18 protein-coding genes and 1 pseudogene are annotated in these 15904 nt (G+C 37.2%); 9 read left to right on the top strand and 10 right to left on the bottom strand.

The features are described from left to right. Nucleotides 1–310 (top strand): annotated as a pseudogene (locus Q1W14_RS09400) (N-acetylmuramoyl-L-alanine amidase); the annotation flags it as partial. Nucleotides 311–376: 66 nt separating this feature from the next. Here the strand turns inward: Q1W14_RS09400 and Q1W14_RS09395 are convergent. Then, nucleotides 377–1291: a glucosaminidase domain-containing protein gene (locus tag Q1W14_RS09395; protein WP_300701039.1), complete on the bottom strand. Its 915-nt coding sequence runs from the start codon at nt 1289–1291 to the stop codon at nt 377–379. A gap of 219 nt (nt 1292–1510) precedes the next feature. Here Q1W14_RS09395 and Q1W14_RS09390 point away from each other — a divergent pair, with 219 nt between their 5' ends. The 3 genes from Q1W14_RS09390 (at nt 1511) to Q1W14_RS09380 (ending at nt 5055) form a co-directional block, all read left to right on the top strand. Then, nucleotides 1511–2686 carry a phage integrase SAM-like domain-containing protein gene (locus Q1W14_RS09390; RefSeq protein ID WP_300701037.1) on the top strand — a complete coding sequence of 392 codons (1176 nt, stop codon included), beginning with the start codon at nt 1511–1513 and terminating at the stop codon, nt 2684–2686. A gap of 262 nt (nt 2687–2948) precedes the next feature. Then, nucleotides 2949–3416: a translesion error-prone DNA polymerase V autoproteolytic subunit gene (gene umuD, locus Q1W14_RS09385; RefSeq protein ID WP_300701035.1), complete on the top strand. Its 468-nt coding sequence runs from the start codon at nt 2949–2951 to the stop codon at nt 3414–3416. A 436-nt stretch (nt 3417–3852) separates the two neighbouring features. Next, a complete protein-coding gene (locus tag Q1W14_RS09380) occupies nt 3853–5055 on the top strand; it encodes a hypothetical protein (protein WP_300701033.1) in 1203 nt (400 codons plus the stop codon). A 266-nt stretch (nt 5056–5321) separates the two neighbouring features. Here the strand turns inward: Q1W14_RS09380 and Q1W14_RS09375 are convergent, their stop codons facing one another. From Q1W14_RS09375 to Q1W14_RS09355, 5 genes are all read right to left on the bottom strand, one after another. After that, nucleotides 5322–5804, bottom strand: a complete 483-nt coding sequence (locus Q1W14_RS09375; RefSeq protein WP_300701032.1) for a DUF6808 domain-containing protein — start codon at nt 5802–5804, stop codon at nt 5322–5324. Further along, the gene (locus Q1W14_RS09370) at nt 5801–5953 is read right to left on the bottom strand and encodes a hypothetical protein (protein ID WP_300701031.1); all 153 of its coding nucleotides are present in this window, start codon (nt 5951–5953) and stop codon (nt 5801–5803) included. The genes Q1W14_RS09375 and Q1W14_RS09370 overlap by 4 nt, the downstream gene beginning before the upstream one ends. Nucleotides 5954–5964: 11 nt before the next feature. Next, entirely contained in the window at nt 5965–6363 is a 399-nt protein-coding gene (locus Q1W14_RS09365; protein WP_300701030.1) for a D-Ala-D-Ala carboxypeptidase family metallohydrolase, read from the bottom strand. A gap of 19 nt (nt 6364–6382) precedes the next feature. Continuing rightward, entirely contained in the window at nt 6383–6724 is a 342-nt protein-coding gene (locus Q1W14_RS09360) for a hypothetical protein (protein ID WP_300701028.1), read from the bottom strand. A 290-nt stretch (nt 6725–7014) separates the two neighbouring features. Further along, nucleotides 7015–7614, bottom strand: coding sequence for a master DNA invertase Mpi family serine-type recombinase (locus Q1W14_RS09355; protein ID WP_300701026.1), 600 nt, complete (start codon nt 7612–7614; stop codon nt 7015–7017). 74 nt (nt 7615–7688) lie between these two features. Between Q1W14_RS09355 and Q1W14_RS09350 the strand changes: the two genes are divergently transcribed. From Q1W14_RS09350 to Q1W14_RS09330, 5 genes are all read left to right on the top strand, one after another. Beyond that, nucleotides 7689–8039: a pyocin knob domain-containing protein gene (locus Q1W14_RS09350; protein ID WP_300701025.1), complete on the top strand. Its 351-nt coding sequence runs from the start codon at nt 7689–7691 to the stop codon at nt 8037–8039. 61 nt (nt 8040–8100) lie between these two features. Beyond that, nucleotides 8101–8460, top strand: a complete 360-nt coding sequence (locus Q1W14_RS09345; protein WP_300701024.1) for a hypothetical protein — start codon at nt 8101–8103, stop codon at nt 8458–8460. Between the two features lie 63 nt (nt 8461–8523). After that, nucleotides 8524–9027, top strand: coding sequence for a hypothetical protein (locus tag Q1W14_RS09340; RefSeq protein ID WP_300701023.1), 504 nt, complete (start codon nt 8524–8526; stop codon nt 9025–9027). A 92-nt stretch (nt 9028–9119) separates the two neighbouring features. Further along, a complete protein-coding gene (locus Q1W14_RS09335) occupies nt 9120–9521 on the top strand; it encodes a hypothetical protein (RefSeq protein WP_300701022.1) in 402 nt (133 codons plus the stop codon). 75 nt (nt 9522–9596) lie between these two features. Further along, entirely contained in the window at nt 9597–9956 is a 360-nt protein-coding gene (locus tag Q1W14_RS09330; protein WP_300701021.1) for a hypothetical protein, read from the top strand. 53 nt (nt 9957–10009) lie between these two features. Here the strand turns inward: Q1W14_RS09330 and Q1W14_RS09325 are convergent, their stop codons facing one another. The 4 genes from Q1W14_RS09325 to Q1W14_RS09310 all read right to left on the bottom strand — a co-directional run bounded on the left by Q1W14_RS09325 (nt 10010) and on the right by Q1W14_RS09310 (nt 15902). Further along, nucleotides 10010–10417 carry a hypothetical protein gene (locus tag Q1W14_RS09325; protein ID WP_300701019.1) on the bottom strand — a complete coding sequence of 136 codons (408 nt, stop codon included), beginning with the start codon at nt 10415–10417 and terminating at the stop codon, nt 10010–10012. 63 nt (nt 10418–10480) lie between these two features. Next, entirely contained in the window at nt 10481–11035 is a 555-nt protein-coding gene (locus Q1W14_RS09320; RefSeq protein WP_300701017.1) for a hypothetical protein, read from the bottom strand. 80 nt (nt 11036–11115) lie between these two features. Continuing rightward, nucleotides 11116–11556 (bottom strand): hypothetical protein, encoded by a 441-nt coding sequence (locus tag Q1W14_RS09315; RefSeq protein ID WP_300701015.1) that lies wholly within the window; start codon nt 11554–11556, stop codon nt 11116–11118. A 5-nt stretch (nt 11557–11561) separates the two neighbouring features. Continuing rightward, nucleotides 11562–15902 (bottom strand): hypothetical protein, encoded by a 4341-nt coding sequence (locus Q1W14_RS09310; protein ID WP_300701014.1) that lies wholly within the window; start codon nt 15900–15902, stop codon nt 11562–11564. Nucleotides 15903–15904 lie beyond the last annotated feature (2 nt).

The following is a 15904-nucleotide window of genomic DNA, read 5'->3' as shown; positions in this document are numbered from 1 at the left end:
GGAAAAACCGGGTGCACATGCCAAAGGTTACAATGTAAATTCAATCGGGATTTGCTATGAAGGTGGCCTGGATGAAAACGGTCGTCCTGCTGATACACGGACTCCTTTTCAAAAACACTCGCTACGTGTACTGGTTATGTTGCTGTTAAGAGATTATCCCGGTTCCCGCCTTTGCGGTCATCGTGACCTCAGCCCCGATTTGAATCACAATGGCGAAATTGAACCGGAAGAGTGGATCAAGGCGTGTCCTTGTTTTGATGCATCTACTATTCTGACGGAAGCACCTCCACCCAATCCGGGCTATTTATAAAAAATGCACTGTAAAAGAATACCTTACCATCCTCTTACAGTGCAATTCTATATGTTCTTTTTTAATCTATCGCAATCTCAAACGGTCACCTACTTCGGGTACATATTCCGTATCTTTACGATTCATCTTATAAAGATTCTTCAGACGGATGCCATATTTCTGTGAAATGGTATGCATAGAATCACCATCTCTTACAATATAAGAAGTATAAGGCTTAGCAGCTTTTTTACGTTTCGATTTCAGATAAATGATGTCGCCCGCTTCTAAGGTATATTCCCGATGCAGATCATTATACTTCACCAACTTCTTCCAACTGATATCAAACTCTTTGCCCAATAACTTGAAGGTATCTCCGTCACGGGCTACAATGTAAGCTATATCGTTAGCGATGAATACCTGATGCGGACTGGCAAGCCAAGGTTTCTTCTTCACTTCCTTGTCCCAGTTACGCACTTCACCAATGCTCCGGGTATCATACTTGTACAACTCATAATCCTCGATAATCGTAATCAGACGATTGGCATACGAAGGATCAGTAGCATATCCAGCTTTTTTCAGTCCACGTGCCCAACCTTTATAATCTGTTATCTTCAAATCAAAAAGAAAAGCATAACGTGCTCCCCGTTTTAAGAAGGTAGAATGGTCATCGTATGAATCTTTCGGATTACGATAGGCACGAAAACATTCGTTGCGGGCATCATCATCATGGCGCACCGTACGCCCGTTCCAACTACTACCGCACTTTATTCCGAAGTGATTATTACTTTTTCGTGCCAACTCGCTATTACCTGCCCCACTCTCCAACAAACCTTGCGACAAAGTAATACTGGCAGGAATCTTATGTTGTTTCATTTGCTCCACAGCCAGCGGAGCATATTGTTTGATATATTCATTGTATGCGGTATTTCTGCGCTGTGCATACACAGAAACAGTCAAGAAAAGAAATGCTACAATCGCAGTCAGTCTGAGAATACGTTTCATGTTTCAAATATTGAATTCAGCACAAAAGTCCGTAAAAGAATTGAAAAAACCAATCTCTTAATCATTTTTTAAGATATAGAATGATATTATAGTGACAACTAGCTGAACTTCAAGGCATATTATTAGTATATAAAAATAAGACAAGCTCATTTTTGACCGTATTTTATTGTCGAAAAATTGTCGAAAACATTGTTTCATTTCTTTTTTATTGTCGGAAATATGGCAAATTTATCATTAGTAATAGTACCAGCAAAGGTCCTAATAGGAGGCAAACATAAAATACGTATTGCCTTATCTCATAATTCTGAAACACGCTACATCATAACAGATGTGGTCATTAATTCAGATAAAGAGTTCCGTAATGGTGCAATAGTTAAAAGAGACGATGCATCTTACCTAAATTCTAAATTAAGAATGTTGATGAACAAATATCAACGTTCTATTGATGAAATAGCAAGTATTGAATGTATGACTTGTGCTCAAATAATTCGTTGTATTCAAACTTCAAAGGTTGGTGATAAGAAAACTATTTCAGATATATTTAGCGAATATATAAATACAGCAGATGTGAAGTCAGGAACAGTTAAAACTTATACAAGCTGTTACCGTACATTAGAACTGTTCTTAGGACCCAAAATGTTAATAACAAATATCACTCACCAAACCATACTCAACTACGACAAATGGTTACGGAATAACCACCTTAAAGGAGATTCTATCCGAGGAAAAATGGTTGTGCTTAATATAATTATTAAGTATGCTCAGCGTTGCAAATATTTAAAATCCAATGATAATCCATTTGCAGGATATAGGTTACCAGACAAGACTATACGTCAGGCATGGATTACAAAGGAGGATATTAAGATCATAAGAGACCTTGAAATAAAAAAGAAAAATCTTTCAAAATGCAGAGATCTATTTATGTTATCTTACTATATGGGCGGTACTAACCTTTTAGATTTACTAAATATAAACTTTAACGAACAAATGCCTTATTTACGCTATGAACGCTCAAAAACAGACAGACAATCCAAAATAAACAAATACGTAGAGTTTTCAATACCTCAAGAAGCTATTGAAATTATCAATAAATACAAAGGTGAAAACGGTCTATTAAAGGTAACTGCTTCTCAAAGAAAAACAGTATTACATCATATGTTAGCAAAGAATATGCCTCGACTAGCAAATATGGCAGGTCTAAAAAGTCTGATATTCTATTCAGCAAGAAAAACATTTAGCCAGCAAGCATTTATACTTGGAATAAATACAAGTGTTATTGATTATATCTTAGGACATAAAATAGGCAATGCATCTTCTAGCTTATATAATTATATCAAAGTAACTCCTGAAATGGCAACAGAAGCTATACGGAAAGTCCTTGATAATCTGAAATAAGTCATTATCTTTGTATAGCCAAGAAAGGAACATTTTTCCGATCGTTGGTTTGACTTTTAAGTGAGGGGGTGGTTCCCCTCACTTTTTTTTATGCTCTCACTGAACTTATTGCTATCTTATTGGTAACTACTAACAGAGCATCAAATAATAGAAATGTTGATCGGTGTTGATGAGTTTGGTGTTTAAGGCAGTCAAAAGACTGCCTTTTTTCATAAATGATTCAAATTAAATAACTAAAACAGCGTTCGTTTGTTTCTTCGCCATGAAGAATTTAGAAATACATAGTATAGACGTTTCAACCAGTCTGCCGTTGAAATATGCAGATGAAGGAATACGAGCTGGCTTCCCATCTCCTGCTCAGGACTACATGGAGCAAGCTATAGACTTGAACAAAGAAATAGTCAAGCATCCGGCAGCAACATTCTATGGCCGTGTAGTCGGTGATTCTATGAGGAACGAAGGAATAGAAGAAGGTGATATACTTGTTATTGATAAATCTCTCGAATTACAGGATGATGATCTAGCAGTGTGTTTTCTCGACGGGGAATTCACGGTAAAACGTGTACGATTGGAAAAGGATGCAGCTTGGCTAGTTCCGTCCAATCCGGATTATCCACCGATTAAAGTTACTGCAGACAACGACTTCATCGTGTGGGGTATTGTAACATATACCATCAAAAAGAACCGGAGGAGAAGAAAATTTCAGGCTACCGGGAAAAACAACCGATAAAAGCAGGTGAACCAAATACGGAACTCCTGCTTAATTATTTGAGTTTTAGTTTTCATTGTTCTACAAATTCTTTCAATCTATACAAACGGTTTATTGCAGGGTTATAGAAAGCATCAGGATAATGCTGTTTAATGTCGTTGATATTAGCTCGAACATATTTTGAGGTATCTATTATATATTCGGCTTCACTTAATGTTACTTCTTTAAGTAGTTATGTAGTTAACAAACTCCCCAAGAGTATAACTACAGAGAAATAAATGCAGCTTGATACCCAGTTTCACTATAAAAGAGGTTATTTTATATTTCACACAAATCATATTTTAATTTTTTCTTGCATTTCCCAAATTTTCTTAATAATATTGCAAATGTATGTTTTCTAAAGACACTAAAAAATATAACTATTTTGAGTGTAGTAAAATCATGAAATAAAAAAAAGATGAAGATACTTGCTATTTTCTTGGGGATTTTTATTTGGGGTGCAATCAGAGAAATTATAGTCCAAAATGAAGGCTATTTTTACACTGTACTGATTGCATCTTATGCGCTCAGTTTTATACTACTCCTAATACTATATAATAAAAAACAATATCCTAGTTATGAATATATAGCTATTGTATCATTTATACTGAGTTTAACTGGGGCTGGTATTTATTCTACAGTTGATATCTTGTTCCTAATAACTACCTTCTATCCTAAATTCAGTAATATGTTAATTATTATTACAATCATCTTAATAATGCTATCCACTGTTATTTGGCAACTTCTTCATATGGCAAAATATTTTAGATTGGTAATATATTTGCGCTACTTTCTTATTATATCTTATTTATTGATTACTCTTACTCTGTTAGGATTTTATTTATCTTATTTTTTTTCAAACAACATATTTACACATTTATCAGCGACAGTAACTTATCATGATCTGACTATACTGATGAGTACAATTTTCATAGGAACAACTATATATTACATATTATTTTGTGGAAAAGAATTAATAACAAATACGTATTTAACAAAATATAGTAACTCAAAGAGCTTTATATTGATACTACGCTGTTTCAAATACGAAGCAAACGCAGAGTATAAAAACATTGTGTATCGCATACATTGTGCTTTTGAAACTTCCTATGCGCTACTTCAAATAGGAAATCCTATGAATATTTTAAAAGGCTATGAGAACTGTGATACATTTTATCTCCCAACTACTAACTGGCGGCCAATTGTAAGGCGCTATATAGAAAATGCTAGTATTATTTTTATAATCATTGACTACAGTAATGGTGTTATATGGGAAATATTAAACCATAGTGACCTAAAAAGAAAATTTATTTATTACATCCCTAAAGACGTTGATATAAACAAAGTTATTTCCGCAACATTATTCAAAACAGCAATTAATCAGAACAATTCCATTGCTAATTTATTTTTTAAATCAAGAGAGTTTATAGTTTCTGATAGATATTTATTCTTTAATGAAGGAATAATGTATATCCATAACGATATTTATTCTCTCATTAAGTTGTACTTAACAATTAATGATGAGTTAAAAAACAACAAGAATATAATTAATATTTGCAGTTATTATGAAGGTAGAAAACCTTGTTATATATCCAAATGGGAACTATTGTCACCTTTTTAATAACATTCATGCAGATTATCCTCTATCAGTTTCTTTGGACCATAATATGCAAATAATAGTAGTCACATTCCGATATAATAAAATTTTGCAAGACAGATGATTTAAAACGTTCTATCGTAAAAGTTTATGTTAATTTCCATCTTCCATTTCCTATTTACAACCATGAAATAATTACATAAATGCAAAAAAAATCTAAGACCATTATACCACATAATACTAAGCAATTTTCACAAATATCTTTTTAGACTTTTTCTAATCTGCTATTTTCACCACTGCCATACATTATAACTCACCCCAACCCCGACATAAATCCCTCCAGGGTAACCATACCCAGCCTGTAATCCAAGTCCCCAACGCTTCCGTTTTGCAGGAACCGGTATCTTTATCTCCCTCAGTCTGCTATACACATTGATACTATCCAGTCTAACATTATAGCCCGACACCCATAAATGATACAAGCTATCTTCATACTCTTTACTCGTAATCGGTATTTCTGCCTCCACAGAATCAACTGGAAAAGCGCATGTATCAACTTTAGCACTACATGTATCTTTCTTTATAGGTAATTTTGCCGTTTCGTATCTTACTACTAGACTATCCTTTGGTACAGGGTAATAAAAAGGAATAGTATCAACGTAATCGGTAGTATCGGGTTTCATATCTGCCGGCAAAGATTCATGTGGACGGAACCAAGTCGCTATACAAACCACGAGCAGCAGTACTACTAATATCCAAGGTAACGCTTTCATACGCTCAAGCAAATAAGCACAACCACTGCTACAGTAATCCCTATTCTCCAAGCCAATTCCAATTTAGAATACTTGATAGCCTTACTGGAGATAATCATCTTGCCGGTCTTAAATACATCGGTTTTAATAAAATTCATTTCATTTTCCATAATCGTTGTTTTTAAAGTTTCGATACTTGATTCCTATTCACACCATCAGCCCGATAACTCACATGCACCCAAGCGAAGTTACTTTCGTCTATGAGTTGATCGAAAGGCAAATTCTTATGGATATACTCAAACAGTAATTTGTTCTGCTGACGGTCTCCGGTATCAATGTCAGCCGCTTGTCCACTCATGTGCTGAGATGTAGCAGAGCCTTTCACTGCTTTGTTCAGTGCCGGACAACGGTAGCCGCTATTAACAGTAATCGGGTTACCGTATGCCTCCCGTAGAGGGTCTAAGACATTATCTACTAATGCGGTCAGATTGACTACATGTTCCTGATTGCATCGGTTGTTGATGCCTAAGCGGTCCGCCGTTGTTGACTTACAGAGTTCCGCAATTGTAAAGTACTTCATTTCACTTCCTCCTTCTTAGTTAGTAACCATTCTGCGGTTCACGATCACCGCACTTCTTCTTCTCACATCTCTTCAAAGCTATTTCAAGCTTCAAATTGGAATTCTCTTCTTTCAAAGCAAATAGTTCATCTTGTACGATCCGGAGCCGTCCAGTCTGCTCAACAAATCTTTCTTCTTTATCTGATAATTGCTTTTGCAAGAATTCATTATACTCTCTCAAAGTTTTAAACTCTGCACTATCAGCATTAGCATCTTCTATGCGCGCATTAGTCTTTCGGCTTGAGAAGAAGGTTACAATCCATTTTACTGCCTCGAACCCTCCCAATGTGCCGACTATGGCCAGCCATTCATTTAATCCCATTTCCCATTCTATATTAAAATGTTAGTATTACCTTTTATTTAAAATATATCCTCAGCCAACAAATGTAAGTAAGTCCAATTCAAACAACTTGTTGAATTAAAACTTTCAACTGACATCATCATGTCAGTAAATTATGGAGTAAATCTAAGAAATGTACTAATGCAAATCACAAAATTAAATATCTTGACATGCCATCAGGACACAAAGAGGAGCTTAGTAGCTGTATAAACATCCACTAATGCGCTTATTTACAGAATAGTAACTTAACTCTCGTGTCTACAACACCGAATCTAACTATTTTTCATTCTTATCAAATGATCATTCAACGTAGCAGGGTTGCACTTCAGCTTCCGGCAGATGGCAGCTTTAGAATAACCATAGTCGAGCATGGTCTGTATCAAGGGTTCCTTACCGGTCAATTTGTGATGTGAATTGTGCCCTCCAGCATGCCGTCCCAGTTTTTGCCCTTCAGCTTTACGCCGGGCAAGACCCTCTTTGGTTCTTTGAGAAATCAAATCTCGCTCGATCTGAGCAGACAAACCGAATGCAAACGCTAATATTTGGGACTGTATATTATTGCCTAGCTCATATTTCTCTTTAACCGTTAAAACTATGATCTTCTTCTGCATGAGTGTATTTAATAGGCTCATCACCTCCATTAATCGACGTCCAAGGCGAGATATTTCAGAGCATATAAGAGTGTCACCTTTCTTTAGTTTCTTGATGAGAGGACCTAATTTTCTATTCTTAGCATCCTTAGTACCGGAAACTGTTTCAGAAATCCACTTATCAATATGCAATTCTTGTTTGATGGCAAATTTCTCTATTTCAAATCTTTGGTTTTCTACCGTCTGTTTGTCGGTACTTACTCGAATGTATGCGTAAATCATTTTTGCGTGTGAAGTTAGTTAGTTATTTGACTAAGACAAAAAACTTATTTAATACGCCCCTTAAAGGTAAGATTATGGGTGATATAAAGATGAATGAGTTTGCTCCAGTTGCAGATGCAATGTACATATATGGAGAGCTATCTGATGGCAGACAAGTAAAAATTAGAAAGCTAGATTTGCTTAATGGATTATTCCAAAATAATGGAGGTATCATAGACGCTAATACTATAAAATCAAATGGTATTTATAGAGGGAGAGATACTTCTATTAATACACCGTCGACATACGGAATTCTTTTGTGTTTCACTTCTGAAGGCTATGTCTGGCATTTATATATAGACGCAGTTTCATCAACCATTTATAGTCGGATTTCGCCCGATAATGGTGTTTCATGGAGGATATGGAAAACAATATCTATTACTTAAAAGATAACCAAAAAGGTTGTCTGATCTTTCACTTGTTTTCTTTGCCCCTAAAACATAGAGTATGAGTGATTTGAAAGAGAATGAGATGAGGGTTGTGAACAGCGTAGATTACATAAGAGGTTTGGTTGGTAAGGATAGCGTGCTTATAACACTTGGCAATATACTAAAAGATACTGTGAGTGCGCGTGGTTATCTTGATTACGGTAATCCTGAAGTAATGAATAGTTTAATTATTCCTGGAACTTATAATCATGGCGCTTCTATCGTTGGTACAATTGGAGGTTATGGTTTGTTATTAGTATTAAAATCAAATGATTATATTGTTCAATTGGATTTCGTAACATCAGGCAAAATCATATATCGTTTTAGTGCTGATAATGGAGCTTCATGGACATCATGGAAGTATCTAACTTTTACCTAATTATATAATACGTTTTGCTGTGCCATCAAACTTCCATATCTCATGCCCCTAAAACATAAGAGTATGGCAGATATCAAAGAGAATGGAATGGGAAGTGGAACCCCTGCAAAAGTCCGTGCATTAGATTCGGTAGGTAATAGCATTACAACAACACCCGATAGTTTAGCAAAAATAACAGGATGTTTACGGCGCAATAATTTATACGGCAATTCGGCAGATGGAGCATTGTATTCTAAAATTGCAACGATGAGTGCTCCTGCTGATGGTGAAGGGATAGAGAACTCTCTGTCCCTCCTTATTAGTGGTGGAAATGAATATACAGGACCTGCAACTATTACAATACTGTCTATTTGTGTATATCGAGGGAGTGTTAAAGCTGCGAAAAATGGTTTAATCGGCAATCAAGAAGTAGGATATGTATATGCCAATAAAATACTATCTATATGGGTTAAAAGGTCACAATTCACACATTATACGAATGTAATTGTATTATCGGAAAAGGGTAACGATGTTATAGCATCTAATGAAGTCGCATCAAGTATTCCTAATGGCTATGTCATTATCTAAATATGTTTTGTCAATAAAATATTCCTTTAAATAAAGTACTCATAAGGACCTTTGAAAGTTGCCATATCTCATGCCCCTAAAAGGTAACAGATATGGCAGGACAAGATATTGAGATGAATGTGTTTGCTTCGGCAACGGATGGAGAGTACATTTATGGTGAATTATCAGATGGGAGTCAAGTAAAAATTAGGGTTATTGATTTGCTTAGTATTATATTAAGCAAAGTTAATACACTTGCTAATGTAACATATAATACTCCGACATTAATAGCTGAAGGGGTTGGATTCCTGATAATTCAAGAATCTTGGACGAGAATTGATGTATCGGTATTTTTTATTTCAAAGAATAAGATTAGGAAGATTTTCGACGATTATAATTCAGCTACAAAGTTATCAATAGATGCAGAGAAAGTGTATTGGACTGAAACTGTACCTTCTTATGTAAGTATTAGAAAGTGGTTCTTCGGACTTGAAAAACGGTTCGCCACTTCTTGATTTTTTATTTAATCTAGAGTTTCTTTTTCAAGCTTCTTTTTCTGCCATATCTCTTGCCCCTAAAAGGTAAGAGATATGACGGATATAGCAATGAAAGACTTTACTCCAGCAAGTAATATGGAGTACATATATGCTGAAGCATCAGATGGTTCACAGGTGAAAATAAGTAAGAAGGATCTTGTAGCAATTTTGGCAGGACCTTTTCCACTTCAAACATTTTATGTCAACGTCACTTCTGATAGATTGTATGTCTTGTATATAAAAACAACAGAGACGGGGGCAGCCATTGGAGAAATAATTGCTTATAACTCTGACGGAAATTTAGAAATGAAACCATTTAACGGGATCATTAGTGAAGGACATTTTACTGTATCATTTGAGAAAGGTTTGCCCAAAAATTCGAAAATTTTGCTTATTTATTATATTTATCGGTAATTAGTTTCTAATCTTTGGTATTGAATTAATAGGTGGAAATACCACCTATTAATTCAATATACATCCTTCCATGCACCCCAAATAAGGTTTCCGTCTCCTGTGGCTTTACTGCCAATTAACATGTAACATTTTCGATAACGATCATAAACTCTTATAGTTACAACATTTAACCCGGTATCTTCTCCTGCCAATCGAGAAATTATTTCAACGACTCCATAAAGTACATCAATCCCATCAGGACCATTTATAATTCCTGTATTGCTAGTATTAACACTGTATAAATAATATCCAGACCTTGGAAAATTTACGGGATCTTTAAAATTTCCATTAAATCCTCCCTTGCAGCCAATATGAACAAGTTCGTTTTTAAGTATTTTCCCTTGGCTACCATTTGCCAACTCCACATATACATATTCAGCATCCGTCACCGAAGAAAAGCTGTTCATCTTTATATCTGCCATATCTCTTACGTTTTAGGGGCGAAGGATATGATGGGGAATGATAGATATTACAACCACACTTTATTACATTAAAGTAATTTTACTAAGGTTAGAAATATCTGCATTGTATTGTGGTGAAAAGATAAGCCCGTCATCGATTGTTAAATCCTCTTTTAAATAAAGAAAATTATAAGAACCGACAATATAAGCATATACATACTCTTCATCATAGTAAAAACTTATGTTGGTATGATTCCCGCTTATCCTATAAACACTAACAGCAGATTTATTATCTATTGATTTAAAACTTAACGCATATAAATTAAACTCAGATATAATCATGTTCTCTTCTGAACGGCAGAAATACATTGTAATCTTCCCAGAAAACCCATATTTTGTTCTCTTAAATAATTTAATAAGAGCATTAGAATTTGTAGATGTTGTAAACATACGAAATGCAAATTTTTTGCTCATTAATCCATCTTTATCGGGTGTAGCTACCGCCATATTCGCTCTTATGATTTCTACTAAATCTGCCTTCTTAATCTTCACTTGCGAACCATTAGCAAGTTCACCATACACATACGCTGCATCTGTTGCCGATGCAAAGTTGTTCATCTCAATATCTTGTCCTGCCATATCTGTTACCTTTTAGGGGCGTTTTTCTTACTATCGAAAAACACTAAATTTAACATTTTAATTATTATCTCTTTTTGTAATTATAAATACATAATAAACTCGAATAATTTCCTCACCTGCATATAGCCTTCTATGTGCTCATTATTGTACGCTTCTCGCTCAAACGAAACCGAACGGTAAGCGGCATGGAAAACACTCTTAAAGTCTGTCTCTTTGATGCCCTTACGTGCCCAATGATACAGCTGTATCAACCACTCTATTAAATACCAAATATAAAATACCAACGGAGTGATCAGCGACCAACCCAAAGATAATCCGAAGGGCAAACACACTAAAAGGACAATGGCAGATGCCAAGGTTATCTCTTCCCATTGCCGTACACGAATTGCTTCATGGTCAATTACTCGTTGCTCCACTTCCATCTTACTTCTCTTTGTGAAGACAAAACAACCTAATGTGATAGTGCTGTAACCTGGGAACAGCAGCCATTTTGCTAATTTACTCTCATAAAATACTTTCATATCATTTATTTATTAGGATATTCTTTTGTCACTTTCCCATTCACTGAAAATACTAATCCCGCAGTCCCTAATGTATAGTTTAAAGCATCAGCACCAACCGTTGAATAACCATTCACAGATGTTCCAGTGACGTCAACTCGCCCTATTAATTTTTCCCCAGAATACCTACTAAGCATTAACTTTGGGTAATAATTAGTGATCCCTACCAATTCTTCGGTAATAAAATATATACTACCAACATCTTTGCCATCTTGGCTGTACATCTTAATACTATTAGTCTTAGGATCTAATTCTATACGGGTACCATTCATGGATGTAGAGATTTTCCCTGCAATTTCTACATCTCCATTCTCTTTAATATTGAACGCTTTGTTAGGCGAGGTTATATTCTTGAATGTTCCGCTCGTAGCATTGACTTTTCCAGTTATTTCCACATTACCGGTTTCTCCATTAATTTCACAAGTAACATTACCAGACTTATCTTTTGCTAATACATTTCTAACCACAAGATCATCCGTATAAATCTCATCGGCTCTTATCTGACGGGAAAGAAGCAAGTCCGTAGCTACAAACTGGAATTGTTGAGCAGGTTCCCAGTTGGAATCCCCATCAATGGATGAAGGTGCTACGGTAACCGAAGTACCGTAAGCACGAACCCGAAATGGGATTGTTCGATTATTGAAGGTTGCTAATACGATGTCGTGGAACCGATCATCCCACACATAGGTATTTCCTTTGGCAAACAAACCTCGTGGGCGTGGTTCAGAACCAGTTCTACCTGTCTCGCCGTCATAGCTGACGCCGATTGACTGCTCGGCAATGAAATTATCATTCCAAGCTGCGGCATCTGCCTGCGACTGGTAACAACGAACAGAGAAGGTAGAATAACCGGCAGAAGCATTGACCGTAATTTCCGAACTACGTGCTGGGGAAATAATCGAACTCCATACGCCATTAGAGTAGCCACGTACTGCAAGATATCCATCGCTGTATGACATTGTAGTGCTACCAACATTTCGTTTTGCATACACCTTAAAGGCAGAAGGCACAAGGGAACCGGCATTACTCACACGGATATTACTTACCGTACTGACGAGATAAACCACCATACCACTCTCAGTAATGAGTTCCCACTCGGATGAATTAACCTCACCAGTCAAAATATAACCGTATGTCTTGCCACCATCTTGGGTTTGTAGAATACGATTTCCATTTTTATCGGTCATGCACCAAAGCGGAGGATTAGAAGTTGCCACCTTGGAAAGCCATGCACGTGCTCCCATTGTTACGAGAGTCAAGGAAGCAACAGGGGTATTGGCAGTACGCCATTCTCCGCCGGATTTGATACTTGTACCATTATCTCCCTTGTCACCTTTTCCGCCATCTGTACCATCTACAACCATTGGTACCGTTTCTCGATCCACAACTTGCCCATTGATGTAATAGATGAATTGTAAAGAGGTAGTGAAATTATTAGGTGATATTGCTGTGTTATTCTGTATCTCAGTCTCTGAACCGCCATCCTTACTGTATTTCAGAACTCCATCTGTAGTTGTACTTGTAGTTCCCCCTACAGACTTAGTCCGGGTACATGAAATACTAGCTACACTATAAGTACCGTCTTTTCTCTTCCGGACGGACGAGACGGATGGAACCAAACGATAAAGTATAGCATCAGTACCAGGAGAGCCGGCACGAACTCCTGCGATGGTAAATATCAGTTCACGGGAATGATCGACACCTTGACAAGAGGCAGTAACGGTAATCTTGACTTGACAACGTTCAGGCATTGATATACCTGACGCAACGGTGAATGCTATTACGCCAGTATTGACGTTATAACTCTCAGTTACATGCGAGGGCATTACACATGAGATAGATTTCAATTGAAGCTTCTCAGTACCATACCACATACTTACAGTAGTATTAAGCACAGATGATGCAGTAGTCTTACCATCATAGGTTAATGCTATGCTTTCCATTTCATTGTCTATGTCCGCTACGATAACCGACTCACCATCAAAACCAAACTTTGCCCATAAAGCTGCCGGAGTAAATGCGCTCCAGACTCCATCCTTCTTCGTTCTTGCACATGCCCATTCGTAAGGAAGGCTTTCGCTGACACCAAGAGCATCATCGTGCCAGTCAGCAGGAACATAATCATCCACTTGTGAAGTACCTGGTGTTGGAGGAGCGACATTATCTGCTGTATGTTTAAATATCCACTCATGGTCTGTACCGTCTCTACCATCCTTTCCATTTTCAACAAGTAATTCGTATTCGGCGGTATTGAGTTCACCGGTAATGATATATCCGTAAGTCTTGCCACCGTCTTGAGTCTGCAAAATACGATTCCCGTCTTTCGTTGTCACCGTCCACATGGGAGGATTATCAGTACCGGCAGGAACTTTGCAGAGAAAGACACGATTAGCCATCTTAGTAAGACCCATGTACGGCACATGAAGACCGGTATGCCAATCGCCGCAGTTAGTAATACTTGTTCCGTCATCTCCTTTATCTCCCTTAGATACACACTTCAACCAATCAGAATTAGTGTCGGAAGGCTCGGAAGTACTACCATTAGTGTTTACACAGAGCCATGAACTACCGTTGTGGCTCACTTCATCGTAGTAAGCATTCTTTTTATCCTTTATCCATTTACCCTTATTGAGAGGCACACGAAACGCTTCACCGGTAATATCATCTACCTGAAATATCTTACCGGACATGATGATGTTCTGCAATACAGCAGAGTAATTGTCTGCCGGTATTCCATGTACCGTCCTTCCTTTTTTCTTGCCTATCCATGAGACTTCTTGGACTGGTTCTACATCCCAGGTGTTGGCATGGTCGAAGAAAGTTATGCAATTGTTGCCGTTGACACTATCAATGAGAATATAAGTCTGACGTTCCGGATCGGTGAAGTTACCTGTTTGGGCAAGTACCATAGAGTCGCCGGGCTTCCATGTAGTGCCGGGCTTGGGTGTCATGACAAAAGTCTTAGCCGTATAATCAGCAGAAGTCACACGGAATTTCATCTCCTCGAATCCATTCAGCTTGCCTGCTGCATTCTTGAAGACAAAATATGTGGTGAGGATGTCATCAACAAACTGGCTCAATCCATCGGCATCGGTCAAATCGGGTGTGACGGTGTAGCTACCATCTCCGTTATCAGTCCATTCCTTTACGGTACAACCACCACCGGGAGAGTTGACCATACGACCCTTAAAATAAGTAGTACGATTATAGGCGATTTCAGGCACAAAGAGACGTTTACGAAAAACACCTTCTTCCATCTCCATGAAACCGCTTTTGTCGATGTAACCGCCGGATATACCTGTTAGGAATTCACCGAACTTGACCCATTCGCCGAAAGTCATGGGAAAAGCAGTGCCATCGGCTTGATCTTTACGAAGAAATTTATTATCTAAAGTATCATTGTTCTCCTGTATAGCATTCTGTATTTCAGCCAAAGTTCTTAATGCTGAAAAGGTATTCCTATCCGTTGGAAGGATAGTATCGTTCAGCTTTATAAGATATATGTACCCCTCCCCACCACCCTCTGTTTCGCCACCTTCACTTTCACCGCCTTCTGGAAAATCAATATCTATATTGTCAACCATACCCTGCAATGAAACTTTGAAAATATAGCTCTTCAATGACACTATTTCCTGCGTCATTTCAGGTACACTATTTCCCTTCCTGACAAATCGTGTACCGTTGAAATAGACATTAGAACAACATAAAATACGATTCAAATGCTCTGCAAACCATATCGGGCATCCTTCGGCATTACCAAGGGTAAACTTCTTCTGCGTACTTTCTATAGCGAAAAGTTCGACTATATTTCCATTGGATATTTCAAACTGCTCATTGTTTACCGCAAAAGTCCAATCATCATCCTTAAAACCGCCCGGTACACGAAATTCAAAATAGAATTGATTATCTTCATTCCAGAACACACAATCATTACGCTGCTTGTTACTTCGCATAGAATAGCGAACAAGAGTAGTCTTAGATAACTCATTTTCATCATCGGTTATTTTAAAGACATTGCATTCTTGTTCGCCAATAGTGATAGAGTAATAACCAGGAGCAAGCCCGGTAATAGTTGAATGGAAAACAATTGAATCATCTTTCAATGAGAAAGATTGAAACTCGATCAACTTATTGGAACCATCAACATGATTTTTCAAGCATCCATCGACTTTGAACTCTGTAGTGGTCAATACCTCTATAAAGATGTTGTCGCTGGGCGCAAACAGTTGTACATACTTACTTTCAGCCCCGAACTTGTCAGAGGAAGGGCTAAAGAATAACGGAGTAAATGGAGAAATCTTCATCATAT

Origin of the sequence: Bacteroides sp., assembly GCF_030151085.1 — a bacterium.
Classification (GTDB): domain Bacteria; phylum Bacteroidota; class Bacteroidia; order Bacteroidales; family Bacteroidaceae; genus Bacteroides.
The sequence above is the reverse complement of the archived record's forward strand: the minus strand, read 5'-3'. Positions and strand labels throughout refer to the sequence as shown.